Here is a 24500-nt window from a genome sequence, read left to right as displayed (position 1 = left end):
GTTAACCCGCCTCTCTCTTACTTTCGATCACTACACGGTTCACCCAGAGCCATCCAAAAATCAGCGCTCCAAAATAAACCAAATCACTGGCTACAATCACACCCTTTTGCAGGTTATCAAAATGAGTAAGAAGACTTAGATTGGAAATCGCAAGTACAATTGGTTCAGGTGCCCAGCTACTGAATGCATCGAGCACCATAGGTAAGCCTGAAACCATAAAAAAGAAACAAGCACATACAGATAAGATGAAAGCTACCACTTGGTTTTTTGTTGTAGCCGACATTGCTGCGCCAATCGCAAGGAAACTTCCAGCTACAAGCAAAGACCCGAGATAACCGGTAATAATTACGCCGTTATCTGGATCGCCCAACCAATTCACTGTCACCCAGATAGGGAACGTCAGCAAAAGAGCAAAAGCTGCAAACAAAAAGGCCGCCAGATACTTACCAATCACAATAGCGCTCAAAGGCACTGGCAGTGTGAGTAGCAGTTCAAAAGTGCCGCTTTTCCTCTCTTCCGCCCATAATCGCATGCCAATGGCAGGTATCAAAAACAGAAACAGCCAAGGTTGATAGGTGAAAAATGAAACTAAATCTGCCTGCTCACGCTCATAAAAAGCACCCATGTAAAAAGTAAACATACCCTGTAAAACAAGGAAGATAACCAAAAACACATAGGCAACTGGTGTTGCAAAATAGCTGGCAAACTCACGTTTTATGATGGTGGAAATATGCATGGTTATACTTCCCCCTCTGTTAGTCTGCGGAACACATCATCAAGCCGGCCCGGATCAACAGAAAATTCAGTAATCTGCCAGTTGCTGACGGCTGCGATATCAGAAATAGATTCCGCTATATCTCCGCGCCCTTTGCCAAGAATAGTCATACGAACGTTATCACCCTGCTTTGCAGCCTCAATTCGTTCAATGAATCTTAGTCCCTTAAGAGCAGCGGCAGCCCTTTCTGCCTGTTCCTTTGGCACCAGCATAACAACAGCGTTTTTATATTCTGACTGGTTCTTGAGATCAGTCGGTGTGCCATCCGCAACAATGCGGCCCTTATTAATCACTACAGCCCGGTGGCAAATAGCTTCGACTTCCTCCAGAATATGCGTGGAGATAATAATCGAACGGTCAACAGACATTGCTTCGATCAATCGGCGCACTTCGTGCTTCTGGTTTGGATCAAGACCATCTGTTGGTTCATCAAGAATAAGGACATCTGGCGCATGAAGAATTGCGCCAGCAAGCCCTACCCTGCGTTTATAACCCTTGGAAAGGGTTTCAATACGCTGCTCCATAACACTGTGAAGATGTACTGCACCAGCCGCACTTTCCACTACATCCGCTATTTCAGCTTTTGGGATATGTCTGGCTTCAGCCATAAAACTCAGGAAACCACGAGGTGTCATATCACCGTATAGAGGCGCGCCTTCAGGTAGGTAGCCAATTTTAGCCCGAGCTTTTACGTTACCTGTAGTAACGGTTTCCCCACATACAGAGGCTTCCCCGCTTGTTGGCGCGAGAAAGCCTGTGAGCATTTTCATAGTGGTGGTTTTACCAGCACCATTAGGCCCCAGAAAACCCAGCACTTCACCCTTCTTTACAGAAAGGTCTATTCCGTCGACGGCAACCAGCCCACCAAATTGCTTTGTCAGTTGTTTTGCTTCCAACAAAACATCCATCAGCAAATCCTCAGCTCTTCACTATGAAACTAATTATCAATATTGAGATTCTTGATAGAGCTATTCCCACCAACATGCAAGTTATTGCGCCACAGCCCTTGGCACATTGCGGAATTTATCATCCCATAGATCAAGCATCCGCTCTCGCCACTGATATAGTGGATCACTTTCTTCAAGAAGCTGGAAATCTGAAACCGTATGCGCCCACATGAAAGTACCCATCAGCGTATAATCAAGCCAACCCGGCTGATTACCACTAAGGTATGGGAAAGACGTCAGAGGAGCCCGTAGGAAATCAAGCTGCTTACGGAAATCCTCAACGCGTGTTTCACGGCCCGATACGAAATCCTCCAGGCTTTGTCCAACTGCCTTTTCTCTTGTTTCCCGGAAATAGGTCTGAGAAGCCTCATCAAGCTGTTTCCATACATCTACTGCAACGCAAGTAAAAATCCCGAACAGCACAATGCTGTTGATGGATGCCTGAAGCGAATGGGCCTGAGCAAGTTCTGCTTCTGAACCAAAAATCTTATTTTCTGGATATGCTTCATCCAGATACTGTGCAATTTCAAAGCTATCACCAACTAGCTTGCCGCCATCTTCAAGTGTTGGAAAACGCTGAGCACCCTCACCGTCGATTTGTGATTTTTCAACAAAACGCAACGGCACAGTTTCATAAGAAAGGCCTTTATGTGCGAGAAAATATTTAGTGCGCCATACATATGGCCCAAAACACACCTGCCTGTTCTCACCACATAATTCATATAATTTCATGGATTCTCTCCAGCTTACCACAAATAAGCCAACACAATAGAGCTATACAAAACCAAGAAGAATTAACGCTTTAGTGAATAGGTGAGAAAAGCTGGCCCAGCTGTGTTTTGTACGGTCATAAGGGGGCATAGGTTCATGAAACCGCTAGCTGGGCCAGTCGAGGCCAACAGCTATATATAGAAGCCCCAATAAGGCCTGAGCGAGGCCCAATTAAGGCCATTTAAAGATAGCTCTATTTCGTTAGTTTATAACAGTGCAATAAAAAAGCCCCTACCGAACTGGCAGAGGCTTTTTCTTTAATATTTATATATCGTTTAGCGAATATTTACGTCGCCAGAACCGCGTACGTTTGAACGTACATTACTTGGCTGACCGTAAACATCAACATCGCCGGAACCACGTACAGATACACCAGCCTGCTTCGATGCATAAAAGCTAATATCACCAGAACCACGCAGATCAACATCAGCGCTTTCACACTCCATACGGCGGGCTGATACATCGCCAGAACCACGGAGATCAAGTTTCAGATCACTACATGAACCTTCAACATTAATGTCGCCAGAACCAGCTAGATCGATTGTGAAATCTCCGAATTCAGCACCAGAAAGCACAGCATCACCAGACCCTTTAAGATCAAGTTCAAAGCTATCAGCTTTTGCGTTTTCAATGCTCATATCACCTGAACCATAGATACCCGCAGCTTCAAGCTTTGGTACAGTAATGATCACTTCCAGTTTTTTGATATTACGGTAGGAACCCTTTTCCATTTCAAGGTAAAGTGTGTCACCTCGTACTTCAGTGATAACTCGGTCAATAATATCACCATCGGCAATCACACGTACTGAGCGCTCTTTACCAACCGTAATCTCTGCATCCATAGACCCTTTAAGAGTTACCTCAGTGAAAGAACCTACATTTCGTGATTGTTCTGCTACGTCTCTTGCCATTGCTGTCAAAGAAACGGCTGATAGTGCTGCAACTACTGCTGCTGATTTGATGAATTTCATTGTATTTCCCCTCAATGTCGCTGGTTATTTAATGCTGATTGAACCGATACCGCCAACATGCTTACGCACCTTTGCCGGCTCGCCATAAATAGAAATCGAACCAACACCACTTACGTCGGCATCAATATCTTCTTTTGCAAAAACGCTTGCAGAACCAGCGCCTTTTACCTGCACTTCAACACTTGAACACTCAAAGTTCTTTGCATCAATGTCACCAGCACCTTTTACATCAAGGTTAAGCGTGCCGCATGTGCCTTCAATATCCAGATCAGCTGCACCTTTGATTTCAATATCAAAGTTTTCAGCATCAATATCATTGAAGTCACCATCAATCGCGCCAAGCACTTCAATAGCCTCAAGGTTTTCAACATTGATTTTAACTTCTACGTCAACATTATCCCAGAAGCGGCGACGGCGGTCTTTCTCACGCATATCAATGTAAAGCGTACCGTTCTTTACATATGTCTCAACTTCCTCAAGGAAATCATCCTCTGTGCGCACAGTTACTTCCTGGCTTTTGCCTGCAGTAACGTCTAGTTCGGCAGCACCAAGGATGGTGATTTTTGTGAATGCTTCAAGATCTCTGGTTTCAGAAACCATGTCGGCATATGTCGCATTGCCGCCTGTTGAAATGAATGACGCAGCTACCACACCAGCGGCAGCCATACCAAACAAGCTACGACGTAAGAATACGCTATTCTTCATGGGTCAAATCCTCGCAATATGTGTTTAAGCCGTACTGTTACTTTTTTTATCGGCCTTCTTATTTATCCCATTGAGATAGGGATGGGTCAACCTGATTTAAACCCCACTTATCGCAGTTTTCTTGCGTATTATCGCATTTTAGAGCAAATTTAATACAAAGGAGCATCCATGGACGAAACTAGCGCATCATTTCACCCTGCCTTTGAGCAATCTCATAGCTCGATAAAAAAGCCTTCAAAAACCGTGTATTTTATGCGGCAAGAACTTAATCAAATCCTGAATGTATATGGCAAAATGGTTGCTGCCTGTGAATGGCATGATTATGCAATTGATCACCTAGACGACATGGCAATTTTCTCAATCCACCGCAGAGCCAGTGAAATGCCGCTTTATCGTATTATCAAAGAACCAGCACTTGCCGGAAAACAAGGTATGTGGCGTATCCTAGGGATGAACAACCAGATTTTAAAACGTGGTAGAGATTTAAAGACAATGCTCAAATATTTTGATCGGCGACTGTTCAAGAGCGTGAATTAACTTCTCCTGCCTTGAACATAATCGGCTTTTCCTGCGACTGAACCGATACCGGGCCAAACCCGATCAAATCACCATCCAATTGAATAGGTGTATTACCATCACCAATTATTACCTCCCCTGACAACAGTTCTTGTGTTTCACCTCGAACATCAAGAGGCTTGAAAGGTAATAGTATTTGATCAACAAGACGCGCGATCGCCCCGACCTTTTTAAACCGCAACCAAGCTAATCCCCGCTGATCTACGGCCGTTTTCTCAGTAAGCACAAAAGGCCCAGCATATTTCGCAATATTTGCAAGGATGATCCAACCTGCCACCCCTGTTGTATCACCCGATTGCCACGGTACCGAAGGCTTGCGAGGCTCTTTAATCATAGTTTTGATCATAGCAGGTGCAAACGCAGCCCTGCCAATCTTCGATTTCATCCACGGGTTTACATACTGCAGAACTGCAGCATCAAACCCGGCTCCCAGCCAACAAAGGCCGATGGTGCTTTTACCTTCATGAGCAAGTTGAAATGGATAAACAGGACGTTTTCGATTTTTCAGAAGGATTTTAGAAACGCGCTTAACGGATTTTACGCCTTTTTTCATATAGCCGAGTTCCCGCGCCATCACATTAGCTGTACCAGCCGGAATAATACCAAGCGGTACATCGCTACCGTTTAACCCTTCAGCCACTTCTCTAAGCGTACCATCGCCACCTGCAGCCACTATTAAATCTACGCTGCCCTCGGTACTCAAATCAGCTGCCAGTTTCACGGCATGGCCTGGTGCCTCAGTTACAATAAGATCAACTTTAGCGCCTTTCTTCTTAAGGCGATTAATAACCCCCCACAGAAAAGGCCCACTCCGCTGTCCAGCGGCAGGATTACTGATAACGGCAATATATGGATTTTTTGGCATAGTATTTCCCGCATCTATATTTCCTGAATTGATACAAGCAACTATTACACGCGCGTGAAACAGGCAAAAGAAAAAGGCGGCACCAATTGGCACCGCCCTCTTATTTTTCTATTCGACCTATTTAGAAGTTGATGCGGTAAACTGCACCAAATGTACGTGGTTGGTTCGTACGGAAGCCAAGACGGGCACGGCCACCACGCTCACGATCAAACGAGAGATTCGCGTTTTCATCAAAGATGTTATTCACATAGAGAACAAATTCCCATTCATCTTTGAAGATACCGAAGCTCAGGTTCGCAGTTTTATATGAATCCAGCTCAAGGTCTACGGATGTCACATCCGTGCCAGAAGCGCCACCAAACGCTAGGTTCGACACGAAATCACCAGACGCTTCCTGATCAGATGGCTGTGTAAAGATACTACCGCGTACAGAGAATGTACCCGCTACATATGCTTCAACACCGTCACCCGCAATCTCGAACGGGAATGTATAGCTTGCTGTTGTACCGAAGTTATATTCTGGTGTTGACGCCAGGCGGTTACCTTCACGCACGCCACCAAGAACAGCGCCAGCACTTGTTACAGTAGAGTCAAACTCTGCCTCTAGAACACTACCCGCGAAAGATACATCAAAACCATCAAACAGACGTGCCTTGAATTCAGCCTCCACACCAAGTGTGTGAGCCTCTTCAACGTTAAAGGTAATACGAGAAGAACATGAGCCCGCATCAAGTGTTACCTGAAGATTGGAGATATCGTTATAGAATGCAGCAGCATTGAAGGAGATATTACCAGTGTTAACTTTCACACCTACTTCATAGTTCCAAAGCGTTTCATCATCATAGTTCTGGAAACTACCGAATGTATCCAAATCTTCCGGGTTACATAGCGGGGTGTTCAGTGGATCATTTACACCACCAAGACGGAAGCCTTTAGATGCCTGTGCATTCAAAGTTACTTCTTCAGTCAGGTCATAGCTCAAAAGGAAACGAGGTGTGAAACCGTTTGAGGACGTAGAATCTACCTGATCAACTGTACCAGAACCGAATAGGCCAACCTGATCAATTTCACGTTCTTCATCATAATCATAGTAACGACCACCCACAGTAATGTTTAAGCGGTCGGTTACATCGTAACTTACCTCACCAAATACAGCGATTTGTTCAAGCGTGTACGGTAGCTCAGAGAAGAACGGAGAATCCGCAGGCCCAACGCCAGCACGTGTTGCCTCAGCTGTACCAGCACCTAATACTTGATCTGTGAATGCATCATAGCCTGGTGTTGGAAGGAACTGCTGATAGAAACGATCAGTGTTTGAATAGAAACCACCAATAATCCACTGGAATGGGCCATCACCATTTGACGAGAAACGAAGTTCCTGCGTGAACTGCTCTACTTTTGTAGAATCCCGAAGATTGGATGGGAGCAGAACAGCTTCATCAGGGAAACCAAGATCTACAGATACACTACCCGTAAGCGCGCTTGCATCACGGCTTACAAGAATATCACGGTCTGTATAGCTAGAAATTGCTGTTACATCAAAGCCATCAAATCCAACTTCAATATTCAGGTCTGCAATCAATGTTTCATCTTTAAAGCCTTCATCAAGCAGAAGGAACTGCTGGCGTTCTTCAAAAGTTACCGGTGCGCGGCCACCTTCAGCAGATGCATCTGTGAATGGATTTGCATAGAGATTAAATACTTCCTGACGGTTAAAGCCATCTGTATCAATCTCTTGGTAAATAATGCGAGGGGTAATAGTCACCGTATCTGAAGGTTTGAATGTAAATGCCAGACGACCACCCGTGCGGTTACCGCTGTTTACATTTTCATCAATCGTACCACCTTCACGGATTGCATCGATATAACCACCATATTCGGTATGGTAAGCAACCGCGCGGAACGCACCTAAACCATCACCGAATGGCACGTTAATCATACCTTTAGCGGAACCACCAAAACCACCACCATCAATCTGGTTCAGGTCAATTTCAGCGCTACCTTCAAATTCTTCAACATTTGGCTGGTTTGTGATGTAACGGATCGTACCACCAATAGAGCCAGAACCGAATAAAGTCCCTTGAGGGCCACGAAGTGTTTCAACACGGTTCAGATCATAAAAATCCAGATCTGGCGTAAAGAGTGAGAGCGAGATCACAGATTCGTCCAAGTACACACCAACCTGCTCTTTAACACCCGGCTGGTCACGCACAATCTGGCCCGCAGATACACCGCGGATGGAAACCTGACTTTGGCCTGGGCCTAAATTCTGGATCGTAAGACCAGCAATATTCCTTGAAAGGTCCTCAATATTTTTCGCACCGGAACGCTGAATATCGGCCTGTGACTGGGCATTAATAGAGAATGGAACGTCTTGAATACTGGACGCGCGTTTTGTTGCAGTTACAACGATTTCTTCGAGCGAATATTCATCCTGAGCGGCAACAGAGGGGGCTATTAAACCAGTTGCCATCAACGCAATCGCTGAAACACTTTTCATGCAGACAGCTGTATGCTTTTTCATAGGATCCTACCTTCTTAGTTTGTTTTTAGTTTTTCATTTTTATGCACACAGATACACGCCATTCGGCCACTCCCCACCAAGCGGTGCATCACGGAAAAAACTATGCGAGGGAAAAGACAGTAGCGCCAATAAATTACGACATAATATGAGAATATATGTCTTTGTTTTTTACATATGTTTCACATTTTGTGACAATTGCGCAACAAAGTACACAATCCAAGGTTATATGATCACACTAAGGCTATAACCTATAGGATTTAAACCAATAGATAATGCTATTTTTACGAGAAAAAAGAGCTTAAAATTGCGCCGATTGAATGCCAAACAAGATATGCTTCGCCCATATCCAATCATACTGGCCGCTCTCTTTTAGAGTTTTTAAACCACGGTTAAAGGCGTCTCTGTTAGCAGGTTTCACAAACATCAAATAATAAGGAACAGGCTTGTAAATCTGGATAACTTCAAAATCCTCGCCACCCTCTTCAGATCGCAGGCCTTCAAAATAATGTTTGAACGCAACCAAATCTCCCACATATGCATCCATCCGGCCTGCATGCATCATTCGGGTGGCTTGAGGAGTATTATCAATGATTTCTGCTGCTTTTAGGTAAGGCAACAACTCTCTGATTTCTTCACCCAAAGAAGCTTCTACGGCGGGGAAAGTTCCCCATTTCAGGTTTCCCCAGTTCTCTCTGGAGAAATCCACACCGCGCCGAATGATAAGCCCATCATGCCAATACCGAATAGGCATGGAAACCGCACCGTAGGCTGAATTCGGAGTATAACTAACTGCAGCCTGAACCTTCTTATCAATTAAAAGGCGCTCAACTCGGTTATAAGGAGAAACGAGAAAATCAATTGAAAGCCCGCCAAGTTCCGCAGCTTTCCTTATGATATCAACGTCGATACCCTCTTTACTATCAGGGTAAACATAAGGAGGGATACCGCCATCAATAGCGATAGTAATTTTATCATCTGCATGTGCTGTGTACTCCAGCACAAGCAAAGACATCATAGAAAAGAAAAGCTGAAAAGCCTTCAACATGAAACGATCCCTGACCACTGAACAACCGCGTGATACTGTCTAAATCACACTTGAAATGCAAGGATCGTTTACATGGTTTAGATTGCAAAATGCCTACAATTTACGCTGATTCACTCTAGCCATTAGCTCTTCAGCGCTTTCTTTACGCTCACTGTATCTATCCACCAGATAATCAGAACGACCACGTGTCAACAGCGTGAATTTAACCAGTTCTTCCATCACATCCACAATACGGTCGTAATAACCAGAAGGCTTCATGCGATCGTTATCATCAAACTCAAGAAAAGCTTTCGCTACAGAAGATTGGTTCGGAATAGTAATCATGCGCATCCAGCGCCCAAGGATGCGGAGCTGGTTCACAGCATTGAAGGACTGTGAACCACCGCACACCTGCATAACAGCTAATGTTTTACCCTGTGTTGGTCTTACAGCACCAAGAGAAAGCGGTATCCAATCAATTTGAGACTTCATAATCCCTGTCATGCTGCCGTGGCGCTCTGGTGAACACCACACCATGCCTTCACTCCACTGCACCATATCACGCAGTTCTTGAACCTTTTCGTGGCTTTCATCTACATCATCATCAGGAAGTGGAAGCCCGCTTGGATTGAAGGTTTTTACCTCAGCCCCGAAGCGCTCTAGAATGCGAGCTGCTTCCTCTGTAACCAACCGGCTAAACGAACGCTTTCTAAGCGATCCATAAAGCAGCAGAATTCTAGGCTTATGCCCTACCTGATCAGGAGCAAACAATGCCGTTTCATCAATGGTCTTCCAACTATCTTCGTGAATATTCTGCATATCAAATTCAGACATGATCAAACTCCTAACCAAAACCCTTATTACTCAGCTGCAAAATAACCACGTGTTGCGTTTGCAAGTGCTACAAGCGACAGCATTACCGGTACTTCTACAAGCACACCAACCACTGTTGCCAACGCCGCACCAGAATGAAGTCCAAAGAGACTGATCGCCACAGCAACAGCAAGTTCAAAAAAGTTGGATGTACCGATAAGTGCACAAGGTGCCGCCACATTAAACGGAATGCGCCACAACCACGCTGCACCGTATGCAATAATAAAAATGCCGTAGGACTGTATGAGAAGCGGAACCGCAATAATGGCTATCAGAACGGGCCTTTCTAAAATAATCTGCCCCTGAAAACCAAAGAGCAATACGACGGTACCTAATAAGCCAATGATTGAGAAAGGCTTCACAGAACCCGTGAACTTATCAACGGCTGAGGTATTACCATCGTTTTTAATCAACACCTTCCGGGTGAGAGCACCCGCGGCAAGCGGAATAATCACATAAAGCCCCACAGAGATCAGAAGCGTATCCCACGGCACAGTGATATCTGTCACGCCAAGCAAGAATGCCACGATCGGGGCGAAGGCGAAGATCATAATCACATCATTTACGGAAACCTGCACCAAGGTGTATGTCGCATCCCCTTTTGTCATCTGGCTCCAGACAAACACCATTGCCGTACAAGGCGCAGCACCCAAAAGGATCAAACCAGCGATATATTCCTGCGCATCTGAAGGGCTGATCATATCCGCGAACACGCCTTCAAAGAACAACACACCAAGGGCTGCCATGCTGAAGGGCTTCACTAGCCAGTTTACAAGAATAGTAACCACAAGGCCTTTAGGACGATCCCCAATATACCGAAGACTGGCGAAATCCACATTCACCATCATCGGATAAACCATTGCCCAAATAAGTACGGCCACCACCAGGTTCACGGACGCATATTCAAGGCTTGCAAGCGTTTCAAAAACGCTTGGGAAAAAGCTACCCAACCCAATGCCCGCAGCAATACAAATCGCCACCCACAGAGAAAGCCACTTTTCAAAGAAACCAATGCCGCCAGCAGGCGCTTCAGTTGGCATAACAGTATCAGTTGCCATGAGTAAATCCGATCAACACTTGGGGGTTAATTCACTAAGAAGCGGCGCACAGGTTTCTGGATTGCCGCCACAACAGTCTTCCATCAAAAACGCCAGTAAGCCGCGCATGCCATCCATCTCCGCGTAATAACGGATAGACCGCCCTTCCCGATCACCACGGATAAGCCCTGCTGCGGCGAGAATAGAAAGACCGGAAGACATTGTGTTTTGCACAATACCTAGCTCTTCCGAAATTGCACCAGCTGGCATACCAGCTTCACCCGCCTTTACCAGAAGGCGGAATACATCAAGCCGTGTCTCGTTAGACAGAGCATTTAACGCTTTTAAAGAATCATTTTTATCCATATATCCAGAATATTGGATATGTTAATTTATGCAAGTTCAAAATGACTGTAGCATGGCCATAAAATACAAAACCCCCGGCCATTTTTGGCCGAGGGTTCTTTTTCTAGCATGTAGAAAGGATACTAACCTGCATCCACCAACTGCTCTTCCACAACTTCTTTGATGTTATCGTTGGAGTTACGGTCCACCAGTTTATTATATGGGTCAATCCCCACAAATGCTGGTTTACCGTCCACGATAATTTCAATGGTCTTGGTGTCTGCGGTAATACGCTGCTTCTGAAGATAAAGCACATTTTCAGCACCAAAACCTGCATCATCAGGGCGTGCAGTGAAGACACCAATATCCACAAGATCGTTCAGTGTAAGGTCTGTTTCATTACCTACATTATCAGCTTCAAATTTCGCTGCATCAATGGTCATAACAACCTTATACTTACCGTCCTCCATTGGCGTAACCGTCACACCATCAGCCTTCAAATCAAAGAGAGTAATTCTCTCAAACAGATCTTCAATCAGCTGCTCATGTTCTGGCCCTGCTTCTTCCTTGAGAATGCGAAGCAGATCAAGCGTTGTTGCATAAGGCTCACCGCTGAAACCACGTTCTTCGATCAAACGTGATAATGCACGGTTAACCACCTCTTCACCGAGATAATCCTTAAGCGCATACATAACCACTGAACCTTTGCGGTAATGGATATATTGCTGGTTCTCAACACGGTATAGCGGCAATTCACCTTCAGGATCGCTGGAACGACCACGAAGATAACGATCAAGCTCATACTTCAGGAATTTACGCATCTGGTGCGGACCATATTTCTGTTCCATCACCAGCATTGCACCGTACTGCGCCAGTGTTTCCACAAGCACCGTACCACCCTGTGTATTGGCAGACATCACCTGATGCGCCCACCACTGGTGTGCCACTTCGTGTGCTGTCACATAATACGCAAGATCAATCGCATTCGGATCAGACAGGTCAGCAATAAAGCCGATACCTTCTGAATACGGTACTGTATTCGGGAATGCCTGAGCAAATGAACGGTATGCCGGGAATTCCAGAATACGAAGCTGCTTATGCTGATACGGGCTGAAAGCTTTACTGAAATAGCGAATGCTATCTTTCACACTTTCAATCATGCGGTTCACATTATAGGTGTGAGGTGCATGGTGATACACTTCGATATCAACACCGTCTACTTCATCCCTTACAACTGTATAATCAGCTGAGAGATAGCTGTAGAAATTCAGAATCGGCGCATCCATCGTATAGTGGAAATAACGGCGATCACCTTCTGCCCACTCCTTTTGAAGGTAACCAGGTGCCACAGCGATCTGGTCAGCAACCGTTGAAACAGTTGTTTCAAACGTCACAAAATCAGAATCGCTGGAGATATAGTTAGTGCTATACTGGCTTTCATCCTCAAGCTTAGGTGTACGCGGTAATGGTTCAAGCCCCCGCTTGCGGCGGGTGTTACGGTCTTGAATCATCAAACCACGGCTGAAGCCAATTGTTGGTGTGATATTACCATTGTTGATGAAAGTACCATTACGAACCAGCGTTACATCCGCACCTGAATGACGGAATCCACGCTGCTGGATGATGGTTTCGAAAGCAAGCTTACGCTCTTCACCCGGCTGGATAGGTTCATCCATCTTGAAGATATAATAGCTATAATCTTCGTCGATGCTTTCAATGGAACCGCCTTCAAGCTCTACCATCGGGATTTCATCTATACCACCTGGGAACACCATGTGAACTGTGTTGATAACTTCACCCGTTTTATTCTTCAGAACCTGCTTACCACGTGTTTCCACACGGCGCTTGTATGGGTAAAGATCCACATCAATTTTCACATCGACGATACGCGGCATTGGAAGATCTTCATACTGACGATACTTCTCTTCATACTCTGCGCGCAGTTCTTCAATATCATCACCAGTCAGATAATCATTCAGAATATTGGTATTATAGTAGATGTAACGACCAGATGCCGCAAAACCTATAAGAGCCAAGATTGCCACAACCGCTGGCACAGGTTTCTTGAAACCACGAAGTGCACGAAGACGTAGTTTGATCGGCTGCAATGTACCCCGGTTCCAAAGCATATAGCTAAGCATGATCAGAATAACCGAGAAGAACGACCAATACAGATTGATCCAATTATCACCGCTCAGGAAGCGACCATTACCATTCATATCCGACATCGGCGCAGTTATACCTGAACCGAACAGGTAAAGTGGATGTTCGAAACCCATGCTGGACAGGATAAGTGTACTGATGAAATAGAGCATCATCAGCATCATACCAACAAAACGGTTTTTCGCGATTACCTGCAAGAATGATGATAGAACAGCAATCAAAACAAACCCAAGAAGAGCTCGGTAAATACCACGCTGCATATAAAGGCCCAGGTCAATCTCACCGTAACCAGAAAGAATCTGTACTCCAATCGCAAGAATAACCCCAACTGATAGGATAATCGCCAACACCACAGCGAGGGACACAAGCTTACTAGCAACAAAAATATTGCTCGGAATTGGTGATGCATCAACGATTTCATGCACACCAGAATGACGTTCACGCCAGATGATATCTGCGCTGTAGAAGATCAATACAATGATCAAACCAACACCCAAACCACCTTGCACCGCATTAATCATCAAACGTGTTACAGGCAGCGCATCAAGACCATACGCAAGATTTCTGTTAAGGAGTGCTGATATCATCATAAATAAGCTAAAGCCAATGATGATCATAAACGGTAAGCTTTTTACCACTGACCCAACTTCAAACTTGGTCCGCATCATAAACTGCGAGAAATAGGTAGATCTTGTCCATGTGGGTGTCAGCCTCGGCGCTGTAGCAACCTTCGGCTGATCCTGCTTTTTAGCCTTCTTTTCTTTAGGCAGTTTTGCAGGCTTGCGGAAGCTGAACGTGCCATAAGCAAGTGCAACAAGACCACCACTTACGGCAAACCAAACTAAACGGTTCGTAAGGATCAAACCTTCATATGTTAACAGCAAGGTATTACGCTCAACCGCTGTCCAGTAACGCGTTACCTCTTGCATACCGCGGATCAAGAACGGGTCAACAATCGCCATAATTTCCCGCATCTCAGGCTCGCGGAAAAATCTTGCGCTAATGAAATAGAGGATCAACACCCCCATCGCGATCAGGTACGTTCCCATCAAACTACGCGTCATTACCGCAATAGCGAAAAATAGTGATCCCATCACAAGAAGAGTTGGGCCCGTTAACGCAAAAAACGTATAGGCATAATTCCCGAAGCTGAACGGTAATACTGTTTCTGGATCAAGTGTTGGCCACGCACTACCAATCGCCATACCGATAGGAGTACCAGACATAGCCACAAACATCGCAAGAAACGCACCGATAAAACGACCAAAAAGATAGGCCTCTTTCGTAATCGGCGTGGAAAACAAAATGCCGTCCATCTTGTTTTCACTGTCTTTCAATACAGCATTTGCCATAAAGGCTGGTGCTACAAACACTGAAAACAGGTTCAGGATCAAGTTGATCTGTGCGATAGCGAAAGGTGAATTCACCTTTACATTGCCACCGGCACCAATCTGAACATTATCGCTGAATACCATCGCCATGAAAGGCAACAGGAAGAAGATTGCGAAGGTCACAATCGTCTGAGGTGATTTGAACATATAGCGAAATTCATTCGCTGCTATTCGCAACAACATGGAAACTCTCCCTAAATGCTCAATTTATGCTGCGGCAGACGCTGGTGTGGCACCAGCATTACCGATACGGCTTTCATAAAGCTTGGAGAAGTAAACATCCTCAAGGTCGGCCTCAACCTGCTCAAACCCACCAGTTGGTTCACCTTCAGAAAGTACGCGGATAACCGTATCACCAGCCACAAGCCGGCTTGAAATAACTGCATGGCTTTCTTTAAAGGCATCCACTTCAGTGCGCTTGATTGCTTTCTTCCAGATTTTGCCATTAAGGCTTGCAATCAAGTCACCTGGCTTACCGCCCGCTACAATCGTACCGCTGTTGATAATCACCATATTCGGGCAAAGATCAGCAACATCTTCCACAATATGTGTGGAAAGAATAACCACAACATTTTCACCAATTTCTGCAAGAAGATTGTGGAAACGGTTGCGTTCTTCAGGATCAAGGCCTGCTGTTGGCTCATCCACAATAATCAATTGAGGATCACCGATCAGTGCCTGTGCAATACCAAAGCGTTGGCGCATACCACCTGAGTAAGTGCTGAGGTTTTTCTTACGAGCCGCAAAAAGGTTGGTCTGGTTCAATAGGCCTTCCACCACTTCCTTACGCTCTTTTTTATTCGTGATACCTTTTAGGACAGCCATATGATCAAGCATGTCATAAGCAGATGTACGTGGATACACACCAAAATCTTGCGGCAGATAACCAAGAACACGGCGAAGTGCATCAGGTTCTTTGAGCACATCCACACCACCAAATGTAATGCTGCCTTCTGTTGGCTGCTGAAGGGTGGAAATTGTGCGCATTAGGCTTGATTTACCAGCGCCGTTTGGCCCCAACAGACCAAACATTCCCTTAGGAACTTCCAGATTCAGGTTATTAAGAGCCTTCACACCATTTGGATAGGTGTGGCTCAAATTTTTAATCGACAACATTTTGTATCCTCTCTGTACTGTGCCCGGGCCGCGGCTGGTTTTCCAGCATACTCTTTACTTATTCTTGGCCATCCTACTGCTATAGCAGTCTATTGTTTTTCAAAAACCTTACAACCAAAGTTGCAATTAAAATACCTTATCGTAAAACAATAATAATTTGTCAATTCACAAAAAAAAGCCACCAAACAACTAAATCTGATGACTATGTTACTTCAGGCCCCTTAGAGATAATTATCTAGTATAACGATACACTCTTCTCAAAACACTAGAGCGCCACATCAATCTCAATTCCAGCTACATCAATATCTATTCTTATAAAGTAGTCTCTTTCTGAATTACCTCCAGATCCGACGCCACCCAATCCGGAAAAAGGATTAAAAGCGTTAAAAAAAGTTGTAAAAACCTCGATCGGGTCAAGATCTTCACCCCCACCTCCCACTAAATTAAGTTCTTCTGTTGTCAGTTCAGTGATAACCTGAGTCATAATTTTCTCCATGTGTGCATTTTCAACCTTTAAGCGATAAACCTACTAATTGAGAGTATCAACCAAAAAAAGGCCACTTCCCGGAGAGTGGATCGGGAAGTGGCCTTAAGTGGCAGAATTTTTAGTTCAGGTGGCGACTATTCGTCATCACCACCGAATGTGATGCCCTGTGCAAGAGGCAATTCTTTTGAATAATTGAGTGTGCTTGTCATGCGGCGCATGTATGCTTTCCAAGCATCGGAACCACTTTCACGGCCGCCGCCAGTTTCTTTTTCACCGCCGAATGCACCGCCGATTTCCGCACCGGATGTACCGATGTTTACGTTAGCGATACCGCAATCACTACCGCTTTCAGATGTGAAGATTTCAGCTTCAAGTACATCACGTGTGAAGATCGCAGAAGAAAGGCCCTGCGGTACATCATTTTGGCGCACAATTGCTTCTTCCAGATCAGTGTATTTGAACACATAAAGGATTGGTGCAAATGTTTCTTCCTGCACGTTATCTACATCACCTGTCATCTCAACGATGGCTGGATTTACATAGTATGCATTCGGGTATTCACTTGCGAGCGCACGGCCACCGCCAGTGATTTCACCACCATTTTTCTGAGCAAGCTCAAGCGCTGCTTCAAAAGCGTTAAATGACTGTTCATCAATCAGCGGCCCAACCAGTGTTTTATCATCAAGCGGGCTACCAATAGACAGGCCTTTATAACCTTTCTTCAGGCGCGGCACCAACTCGTCATATACTTCTTCGTGTACAAAGATACGGCGTGTTGATGTACAGCGCTGGCCGCACGTACCCACAGCACCAAACAGAATACCTTGATAAGCAAGGTTCAGATCAGCTGACGGTGCCACGATAATTGCATTGTTACCACCAAGCTCAAGAATGCTACGACCAAAACGTGCAGCCACTTTAGGTCCGACAATACGGCCCATCGCACAGCTACCTGTTGCTGAGATAACTGGTACGCGCTTATCGTTTACAAGCACTTCACCGATTTCTCGCTCACCAACAAGAACCTGAGAAAGACCTTCCGGCGCATCATCACCAAAACGCTTCACAGCTTCATCAAACAGTTTCTGACAAGCAATAGCTGTTACCGGTGTTTTCTCAGACGGTTTCCAGATTGTGCTATCACCACACACAAGTGCAAGCGCCGCATTCCATGCCCAAACGGCTACAGGGAAGTTGAATGCACTGATGATACCAACAGGGCCGATTGGCTGCCAATATTCACGCATCTTGTGGCCTGGGCGTTCAGATGCGATTGTAAGACCATAAAGCTGGCGGCTAAGGCCAACTGCAAAGTCACAGATATCGATCATTTCCTGAACTTCACCAAGACCTTCTTGGTAAATTTTACCACACTCAAGGCTTACGAGCGCACCAAGTGCTTCTTTCTTCTCGCGAAGAATTTCGCCAAGCAGGCGAACAAGTTCACCGCGGCGTGGGCCCGGTACATTGCGCCATTCTTTGAACGCAGCTTTGGATTTCGCGATAATCGCATCTGCCTCAGCTTCTGTGTGTGTTTTCACACTTGCGATTTCAGCACCATCGATTGGGCTTTCAACTTTCAAACTACCTGTTTTCAGGTCTGCGTCTGTAAGGCCCAGATCAGCATAAATCTGTTCGATGTTCATCATCTTTCCCTTAAATTAAGTGTTTATTCTTCTTAAATTTCAATGCCCTGAGCGATGGTTTTAATACCGCTCTCAGCCAGTCCCTCTAACCAAAGTTTTGCATGTGCTACATTCTCTGTCGCGGCATGTACACCTGGTTCAAATTCATCTCTTAATACGGCTTTCACCGCCTCAGCCACAGTGAGCGAAACTGTACGTGCCATCGCGGTATTTAAACCACTACCCACTTCATCAAGTGCGAGCGAAGCTTGCCACTCACTGCCTGTTTCATCTTTCACTTTCAGGCCAACATAAAGCACGACCCGATCTTCTTCACCATCAGAATATGTGTGCTCATTCCATAGTTTTTCTGAAAGTGTCTTTAGGTCTTCCTGAGAAGCATGTTCCACCTGCGTGAAAATATCAGCCCAAGCCTTTTTCCAACCACCCATACGCAGAGTGCCTCGCACAAAGGTATGAAGTCCCGGTTCTTTATCAAGACCATATTCCTTGATGTAAGGCATACTGTTGCGGTTTGGATAAACCTCAAATACTTCACCCAAGATATCAAGCTCACTCACCGCTTCCCAGGCACGAGAAATATCTTTGGTTTTTCCTTCATAGATATAGCGGGCGGAATTCTTAAGTGCAGTCAGAACACCAAGTGGCGTCCATGAAAACTTATAAGTAAATTCTGTCGCTTCCGCCGGAATACCGCCACAATGAGAAACAAATTCCACATGACGGCCACGGCCAAGTACATCCGCTTCCTTCGCTGCATCCACAAGAACATGTGCAAAAAGATGATCAATTCCAGGATCAAGCCCAGCTTCGTTCACAAGTGCAACGCCAGCTTTTTTCGCCTTTTCTTCCAGAAGTACCATCTCACTTGAAAGATAGCTGGATGTAACAAGGTTCGCTTCTTTTGCCAGCGCGATCTCTGCCACTCTTACATGAAGAAATGCTGGCAGCATGGAAACAACCACATCGCCTTTATGGAGGTGATTGGTGAAATTCAGAACTGATGCATCATCATTAAGATCAAGTTTGGCAACGGATAATTCACCCACAGTAATACTAGCCTTCAGGTGTTCAGCCCGCGTGGTATCCATATCCCAAACGGTAAGTTTCTCGAGCTTTCCAGCCAAAGACACAATACCAGGTGCAGACGCAAGACCAGCGCCAATCCAGTGTACAGCTTTTGTCATACTCAAAACTCCTTAGCCCGATTTAAGACGCAATCTTGATTGCAGCATGCATCTGTTCACACGCTGCATCAAATGAAGCTTTCGAAGCAGCCCAAACAGGGTCAGCTTCTGGCTTGCCAAGTGTCTTCAAATAAGGAAGGAGAAGGCCTGCAAACTCATCACTTGCTTCTTTCGGGAGGAGCGACGGCAAATTATCAATAGCAATCAGGTCAAGAGACGCAGAACCGTTTTCCACAGTTACGAATGGTGCATCCCAAGGGGTTGGTGCTTCATAAAGCGGTAATGGGTTAAATTCACTAAACGGATCACATGATACATCCGAAATAACCTGAAGCTTCATATCCTCAACAAGATCTTCCTTGCGCAGGAATGGTGGGATCATATCCGCCACAAAGGAGCAATTCACCAATATATCATGCTCAAGAATGACTGAGCGATCCAGATCAGCTGTTTCCTTGCGGCCCCATTTTGTAACTGCAATACCGTGACGCTCTAGGATTTCAGCAGCACCTTTACCACTACGGCCACCTGCGCCAATAACGAGCGCTTTTGGTGCATCACCTTCTGTTTTCAGATTACGGATGATTTCATCGAGCGTATCAGCACAATTAAACGGCTGAAGCTCTTTAGCAATCGTAGAAGAACGTCCAGCTTTTCGGTCATACCACTGCATCAGGGCAAGAGCTGCGCCCATATAACCAGCCCAGTAACCAAATGCCACAACACGGCAGGCATTTGCATCTACCATATATTCGATATCAAGAAGGTTTCCACCGCCCACTTCAAAACGTGTTAACAAATCCTGCCAGCCAGCCTGTTCTTTAAAGGCGTGAGCGAAATACACATGAGTGTTTCTAAGCGCACAAGGTTGACTTGGAAGTTCCTTCAAACCCAAAATAGTAGCGGACCGAGGGGCGCGCTGCCAGCTGCCAGCTTTAACAAGCTCGCAGCCTGTTTCAGCATAGGCTTCATTCGAGAAAATCCGTTTTTCAGATTCTTCAACAACAACTTTCACCCCGGCATCAACTAGTTCTTTTGCTCCCTCAGGCAAAAGCGGTGTCCGGCGCTCAGTGGAGCGAAACTCTTCCCTTAACCACAGCTCAAACTCTGACATAATCCACCCACTTCGATCATTTTTATACTTTAATCAAGTGTACGAAGCATATTGTCGGCTCTAAATAGGCATATTGAAGGATATTTCCGTTAAATCGGTTTTTATCTAAAGTTTCTTCCGGCAATTTGATTCCGTCTAAATAGCTTTTCCCTTACGGTAGCAATGAAAAAGGCCGCACAATATGCAGCCTTAAAATCATTTTATAATATATGGTTAGCTTACGAAAAATGGGTATTCCCTAGTTGCAACACAGATGCGTTTGCCATGAATGCTGCTGCGAGCTTTTTAACGGAATTCGGTGTATAAAGATCATAATATCGCTGGTTTTTCGGGCCAACTGCGTGCTCCGCGCTGAAACTACCGCCAAACTTCTCAACCGTAATGCTATACACCCAGTCCCGAAGTTCACGTTCAAACTCCACAGACGTAAGGTAAGTATCGTCGTTCGGGACAACCAAATTGAAGTGCAAGCCCCCATCCCCTATGTGGCCAAAATCGCAGATTTTCACATCCGGGAACTTTTCTGGAAGCGCCTTTGCCATATAAGCCGTAAACGCCATTACATCACCGCGCCTGAAAGAAACATCAAAAGCAATCAGTTGCCCTAGATTTTTCACACCTTCTGAAAGCGCATGGCGGATAGCCCACATGTTTTCACTGCGTCCCATAAAGGCATCTGCGAGAGGCGTCTCGTCCTGCTCCCAAATACTGGCTAAGGCATTTTCCAGCATGTCCTCTAGTGACATTTCGCTTTCTGTTGGAAGCCAATCTCGCGAAATTTCAGCCAAAATAACATAATCAGGGATTTCTCCACCCGGAAACGGATTTGAAAGTGATGGCACATGATCAAAGGCTGCTTCAACCGCATTTTTAGACATACCTTCAAAGGCAGTGAAAGACGAACCAAACAAACGCTCCATGTTCACAAGCAAGCTATTCACAGTCTCAAATCCTGTCGGTACAAGCAATACAGATGAGGATTGTTTCGGGTTAGGAACAACATTCAAAACACACTCAGTTATCACACCAAACACACCACTTGTGCCCACGAACATCTGCTTCCAATCTGGTCCAGTATTATTCTTGCGAATAGGGTTTGTGAAATCGAGCACCGTTCCTTCAGCATCTGCGAGTACTATTTTGAGCCCTAGCAAATTCTGTCGAACATCACCATACCGCACGAAACGTGTACCGCCGGTGTTAGTCGCGACCATTCCACCGATACAGGGGTCAGCGCCCAAATCAATGGGAAAGAACATTCCATCTTTCTCAAGCACATCATTAAGGGCTGAAAGTTTGACCCCAGCACCCACGTGGATACTGCGATTGTAAACATCCAGATCAGCAATCTGGTTCATGCGGTCCAGGCTTAAAACTGCCTGTGCGCCTGTGCCGTCTGGCGTTGAGGCAGAAACCAGTCCGGTATTACCAGACTGAGGCACAAGGCAAATTTCTTCCGCCACACAGTAAGCAAGCAGCTTTGAGACCTGTTCTGTATTTTGAGGGCGAGCAACAAAAAGTGCTGCACCATTATCATAACGAGCACCGCTTTCGTAGGCGGCCTTATCCGCTCTATTTTCAACAAAACCAGTATCGCCCAGAATACCAATCAGCACTTCTTTTTGTTCTGCTTTCAGCATCATTATGCTGCTCGTCCTTTCAAGCCAAGTCCAGCAAAACAAGCTGCAATCGAAGCTTCTTCCATTGACGCATAAAGCTCAAACTCATCCAAAACCTTCGCGCCTAACGCATTTTCAAACAACGCTTTGTTAGGCAGCTCAATAAAGTCCTGGGCCGCTTCATCACCGAGATTAGATTGGAAAATACCCGCTGCACTTACAGGTAGGAAATCTTCATAAATCACTGGCGCAAACTCAACGAGACCATCAGCAACGAGATCTTCCAGAGGCACAGCTGTGTCTAGCCGTATTCCCTCTGCATTTGCAGTAAGACTGTACACAAAATAAGCGAGTTTTTCACGGCGGAGTCCATCCCATGTATCAGGGAAGTCAGCAAAGGTCTTTTCAAGATTTTCAATATATACGCCAGCATTTTCACCACTTGCATCCGGTGTAATTTCTGCCCGCGCCTTAAGAAGAAGCTCATCATATAAAGCCCGGCCTGCTGGTGTTAACGCACAGCCACGCTGTTCAATTTCACCGAACCGTGCGGTATGGGAACCTGTTTTAAAACTGCCATCCTCTTCCTGATAATTCACTTGTTCATTCAGTGCTTTAAACGATGTTTGGCGCAGTAGGATCGGGCATTTGCGCGATGGCGGCCCTTCAACAACTGCTTTAGGGGAGATGTTTTTTTTCGGCATATCCGCCTGCACTTTATCGATATCAAGCGTGCAGGGAGTTAGGTGATTAATATGTGGACCTTTGAAAGAAACCACATCAGCAACTAATCGGTGTGCACTATGTAGGCGTTCATAAAGTTCTTCGCTTACAGCTGCTTCACTGTGCCACCGGAAAGTTTCAAGAACTTCTGCAACAAAAGCTTTCACATCTTCTGCATATAGTCCCCCTTCGTTTTCTGCTTTTTCTACGAGTACATATGCGCCGTTTGTAAAAATATCTCGTTTTTCAAGAACAGCAGCAGCAGCAGCGCGCAGGCTTTCATCCTTGATCATATCAAGGCGTAAAAGTGATGTAAAAATACGGAAAGGGTTCTTTTCGAGCTCAACTTTATCAACTGGGCGAAATGCTGTGGAGTGTACAGGGATACCCGCGATACTCAGATCATAATAGCTTACCGGCAACATCCCCATAATCGCAAACACACGGCGCATCATAGACAGCTCTTCCGGCTTGCCAAGACGAATAGCCCCATGGCGTTCATCCTGAAGGCGTTCAAGACCACCAGATAGCGTGAGAGACTGTTTTAGCCCAGTGTTTCCCTTCAGGGTTTCCCCATTAATCTCTTCCACAAGATCAACAAGAGTGCCGTATGCTGGCACTTCAGTGCGGTACATTTCAGACATTGCAGCTGTGAAAGATGCTCTAATTTCATGAGCAGGAACAAAGGCTTGTTGTTTCATGACGGGACCTCGAACTAAACAATAGAAACACCCCTAATGGGTTTGCGAGGAATTTAGGGAGCAGTTTCATAAGAAGAAATAAGAATATTGTGCAAATTACAAACTATTGATTGACATATTAACGGCACACCCGGCATTTTAACGACATGGACACTACAGATGAAAAATTGCTGGAACTACTGACAATTGATGGCCGGGAATCCACCTCATCTCTTGCCAGAAAGTTGGGGCTTTCGCGCTCCACTGTACAAGACCGGATCAACCGTTTGATGGACCGGAAAATCATTTCCGGCTTCACAGTACGGCACCACCCTGATTATGCGCAGAAGCTTATTTCCGCCCATGTGCTTTTATCGATAGATCAAAAATATGCGCAGCAAGCCATCGGCCTGATGAAAACCCATCAGGCAATTAAAAAGCTTTATGTGGTAAGCGGCAGTTATGATCTGATCGCTATTATCAAAGCACCATCACTGGAAGAAATTGACCAAACTCTTGATTTCATCTGCGCCATTAATGGGGTGAATAAAACCACAACGTCACTGGTGCTGTCCGCTAAGAAAGAAACCTAAGACTTCAGGCGGCAAGGCTTACAATTGACGCCGCCTCTTCATCACATTCAAAGTAAAGAATGCTGGTGCGACGCTTGAACATGGATTTCATGAACATGGTATGCCAATTGCGCCCACCACTTAATTCAATTTCCACCTTGGTTCGACCACTGAAATCTTGGTTCGTCTCCAAACTAGAGGGCCACAGGTTCGAGGTCCGCATGCTATCAAGCAACAGATTCAGATCTTCCGCACACTTTTCAGTGACAAATGTATAACGAAACCGATCTTTGCTAACCATAACCATTGTGCGTGTCCTTAACTCAGCGTTCAAATTGGATTGGATAGCCATTTTATAACGCCTGCACACATATTTTTCTTCCCTAATG

22 protein-coding genes are annotated in these 24500 nt (G+C 45.4%); 2 read left to right on the top strand and 20 right to left on the bottom strand.

All coding sequences use genetic code 11. The features are described 5' to 3' along the window. Position 1 precedes the first annotated feature (1 nt). The 5 genes from KFE96_RS03750 to KFE96_RS03730 all read right to left on the bottom strand — a co-directional run bounded on the left by KFE96_RS03750 (position 2) and on the right by KFE96_RS03730 (position 4169). Entirely contained in the window at positions 2-736 is a 735-nt protein-coding gene (locus KFE96_RS03750) for an ABC transporter permease subunit (RefSeq protein ID WP_255834669.1), read from the bottom strand. A 2-nt stretch (positions 737-738) separates the two neighbouring features. Then, positions 739-1674 (bottom strand): ABC transporter ATP-binding protein, encoded by a 936-nt coding sequence (locus tag KFE96_RS03745; RefSeq protein ID WP_370650560.1) that lies wholly within the window; start codon positions 1672-1674, stop codon positions 739-741. Positions 1675-1764: 90 nt separating this feature from the next. After that, positions 1765-2454, bottom strand: a complete 690-nt coding sequence (locus KFE96_RS03740) for a glutathione S-transferase N-terminal domain-containing protein (protein ID WP_255834667.1) — start codon at positions 2452-2454, stop codon at positions 1765-1767. Between the two features lie 314 nt (positions 2455-2768). Beyond that, a complete protein-coding gene (locus KFE96_RS03735) occupies positions 2769-3464 on the bottom strand; it encodes a head GIN domain-containing protein (protein WP_255834666.1) in 696 nt (231 codons plus the stop codon). 24 nt (positions 3465-3488) lie between these two features. Further along, the gene (locus KFE96_RS03730) at positions 3489-4169 is read right to left on the bottom strand and encodes a head GIN domain-containing protein (protein ID WP_255834665.1); all 681 of its coding nucleotides are present in this window, start codon (positions 4167-4169) and stop codon (positions 3489-3491) included. A gap of 168 nt (positions 4170-4337) precedes the next feature. On the opposite strand from KFE96_RS03730, the gene KFE96_RS03725 reads away from it, so the two are divergent. Beyond that, a complete protein-coding gene (locus KFE96_RS03725; protein WP_255834664.1) occupies positions 4338-4706 on the top strand; it encodes a DUF2794 domain-containing protein in 369 nt (122 codons plus the stop codon). Here the strand turns inward: KFE96_RS03725 and KFE96_RS03720 are convergent. The 14 genes from KFE96_RS03720 to KFE96_RS03655 all read right to left on the bottom strand — a co-directional run bounded on the left by KFE96_RS03720 (position 4690) and on the right by KFE96_RS03655 (position 23560). Then, complete coding sequence (locus tag KFE96_RS03720; RefSeq protein WP_255834663.1) at positions 4690-5610, bottom strand: diacylglycerol kinase family protein; 921 nt, start codon at positions 5608-5610, stop codon at positions 4690-4692. The two genes, KFE96_RS03725 and KFE96_RS03720, sit on opposite strands and share 17 nt — an antisense overlap. 121 nt (positions 5611-5731) lie before the next feature. Beyond that, positions 5732-8134 carry a TonB-dependent receptor gene (locus KFE96_RS03715; RefSeq protein WP_255834662.1) on the bottom strand — a complete coding sequence of 801 codons (2403 nt, stop codon included), beginning with the start codon at positions 8132-8134 and terminating at the stop codon, positions 5732-5734. A gap of 298 nt (positions 8135-8432) precedes the next feature. Continuing rightward, entirely contained in the window at positions 8433-9179 is a 747-nt protein-coding gene (locus KFE96_RS03710) for an ABC transporter substrate-binding protein (RefSeq protein ID WP_255834661.1), read from the bottom strand. Between the two features lie 93 nt (positions 9180-9272). Beyond that, entirely contained in the window at positions 9273-9992 is a 720-nt protein-coding gene (gene arsH / locus KFE96_RS03705) for an arsenical resistance protein ArsH (protein WP_370650531.1), read from the bottom strand. A 26-nt stretch (positions 9993-10018) separates the two neighbouring features. Further along, positions 10019-11089, bottom strand: a complete 1071-nt coding sequence (gene arsB, locus KFE96_RS03700; protein ID WP_304665237.1) for an ACR3 family arsenite efflux transporter — start codon at positions 11087-11089, stop codon at positions 10019-10021. Between the two features lie 12 nt (positions 11090-11101). After that, the gene (locus KFE96_RS03695) at positions 11102-11434 is read right to left on the bottom strand and encodes a helix-turn-helix transcriptional regulator (protein WP_255834660.1); all 333 of its coding nucleotides are present in this window, start codon (positions 11432-11434) and stop codon (positions 11102-11104) included. A 122-nt stretch (positions 11435-11556) separates the two neighbouring features. Beyond that, complete coding sequence (locus KFE96_RS03690; protein WP_255834659.1) at positions 11557-15150, bottom strand: ABC transporter permease subunit; 3594 nt, start codon at positions 15148-15150, stop codon at positions 11557-11559. Between the two features lie 24 nt (positions 15151-15174). Next, entirely contained in the window at positions 15175-16083 is a 909-nt protein-coding gene (locus KFE96_RS03685) for an ABC transporter ATP-binding protein (protein WP_255834658.1), read from the bottom strand. Positions 16084-16348: 265 nt separating this feature from the next. Next, complete coding sequence (locus tag KFE96_RS03680) at positions 16349-16567, bottom strand: hypothetical protein (protein ID WP_255834657.1); 219 nt, start codon at positions 16565-16567, stop codon at positions 16349-16351. A gap of 137 nt (positions 16568-16704) precedes the next feature. Continuing rightward, the gene (locus KFE96_RS03675) at positions 16705-18216 is read right to left on the bottom strand and encodes an aldehyde dehydrogenase family protein (protein ID WP_370650559.1); all 1512 of its coding nucleotides are present in this window, start codon (positions 18214-18216) and stop codon (positions 16705-16707) included. A 32-nt stretch (positions 18217-18248) separates the two neighbouring features. Beyond that, positions 18249-19403, bottom strand: coding sequence for a saccharopine dehydrogenase family protein (locus tag KFE96_RS03670; protein WP_255834655.1), 1155 nt, complete (start codon positions 19401-19403; stop codon positions 18249-18251). A gap of 22 nt (positions 19404-19425) precedes the next feature. Next, a complete protein-coding gene (locus KFE96_RS03665) occupies positions 19426-20517 on the bottom strand; it encodes a saccharopine dehydrogenase (RefSeq protein ID WP_255834654.1) in 1092 nt (363 codons plus the stop codon). Between the two features lie 218 nt (positions 20518-20735). Continuing rightward, positions 20736-22157, bottom strand: a complete 1422-nt coding sequence (locus KFE96_RS03660; RefSeq protein WP_370650558.1) for an FAD-binding oxidoreductase — start codon at positions 22155-22157, stop codon at positions 20736-20738. 2 nt (positions 22158-22159) lie between these two features. Beyond that, positions 22160-23560 (bottom strand): VOC family protein, encoded by a 1401-nt coding sequence (locus KFE96_RS03655; protein WP_255834652.1) that lies wholly within the window; start codon positions 23558-23560, stop codon positions 22160-22162. A gap of 146 nt (positions 23561-23706) precedes the next feature. Between KFE96_RS03655 and KFE96_RS03650 the strand changes: the two genes are divergently transcribed. Next, on the top strand, positions 23707-24132 hold the full coding sequence (locus KFE96_RS03650; RefSeq protein ID WP_247021709.1) for an Lrp/AsnC family transcriptional regulator: 426 nt from the start codon (positions 23707-23709) through the stop codon (positions 24130-24132). 4 nt (positions 24133-24136) lie between these two features. On the opposite strand, the gene KFE96_RS03645 is transcribed toward KFE96_RS03650, so the two are convergent. Next, positions 24137-24463, bottom strand: a complete 327-nt coding sequence (locus KFE96_RS03645; RefSeq protein ID WP_255834651.1) for a hypothetical protein — start codon at positions 24461-24463, stop codon at positions 24137-24139. Between the last annotated feature and the right edge of the window lie 37 nt (positions 24464-24500).

Origin of the sequence: Kordiimonas sp. SCSIO 12603 (genome assembly GCF_024398035.1) — a bacterium.
GTDB lineage: Bacteria > Pseudomonadota > Alphaproteobacteria > Sphingomonadales > Kordiimonadaceae > Kordiimonas.
This window is presented reverse-complemented; position numbering and strand designations above follow the sequence as displayed.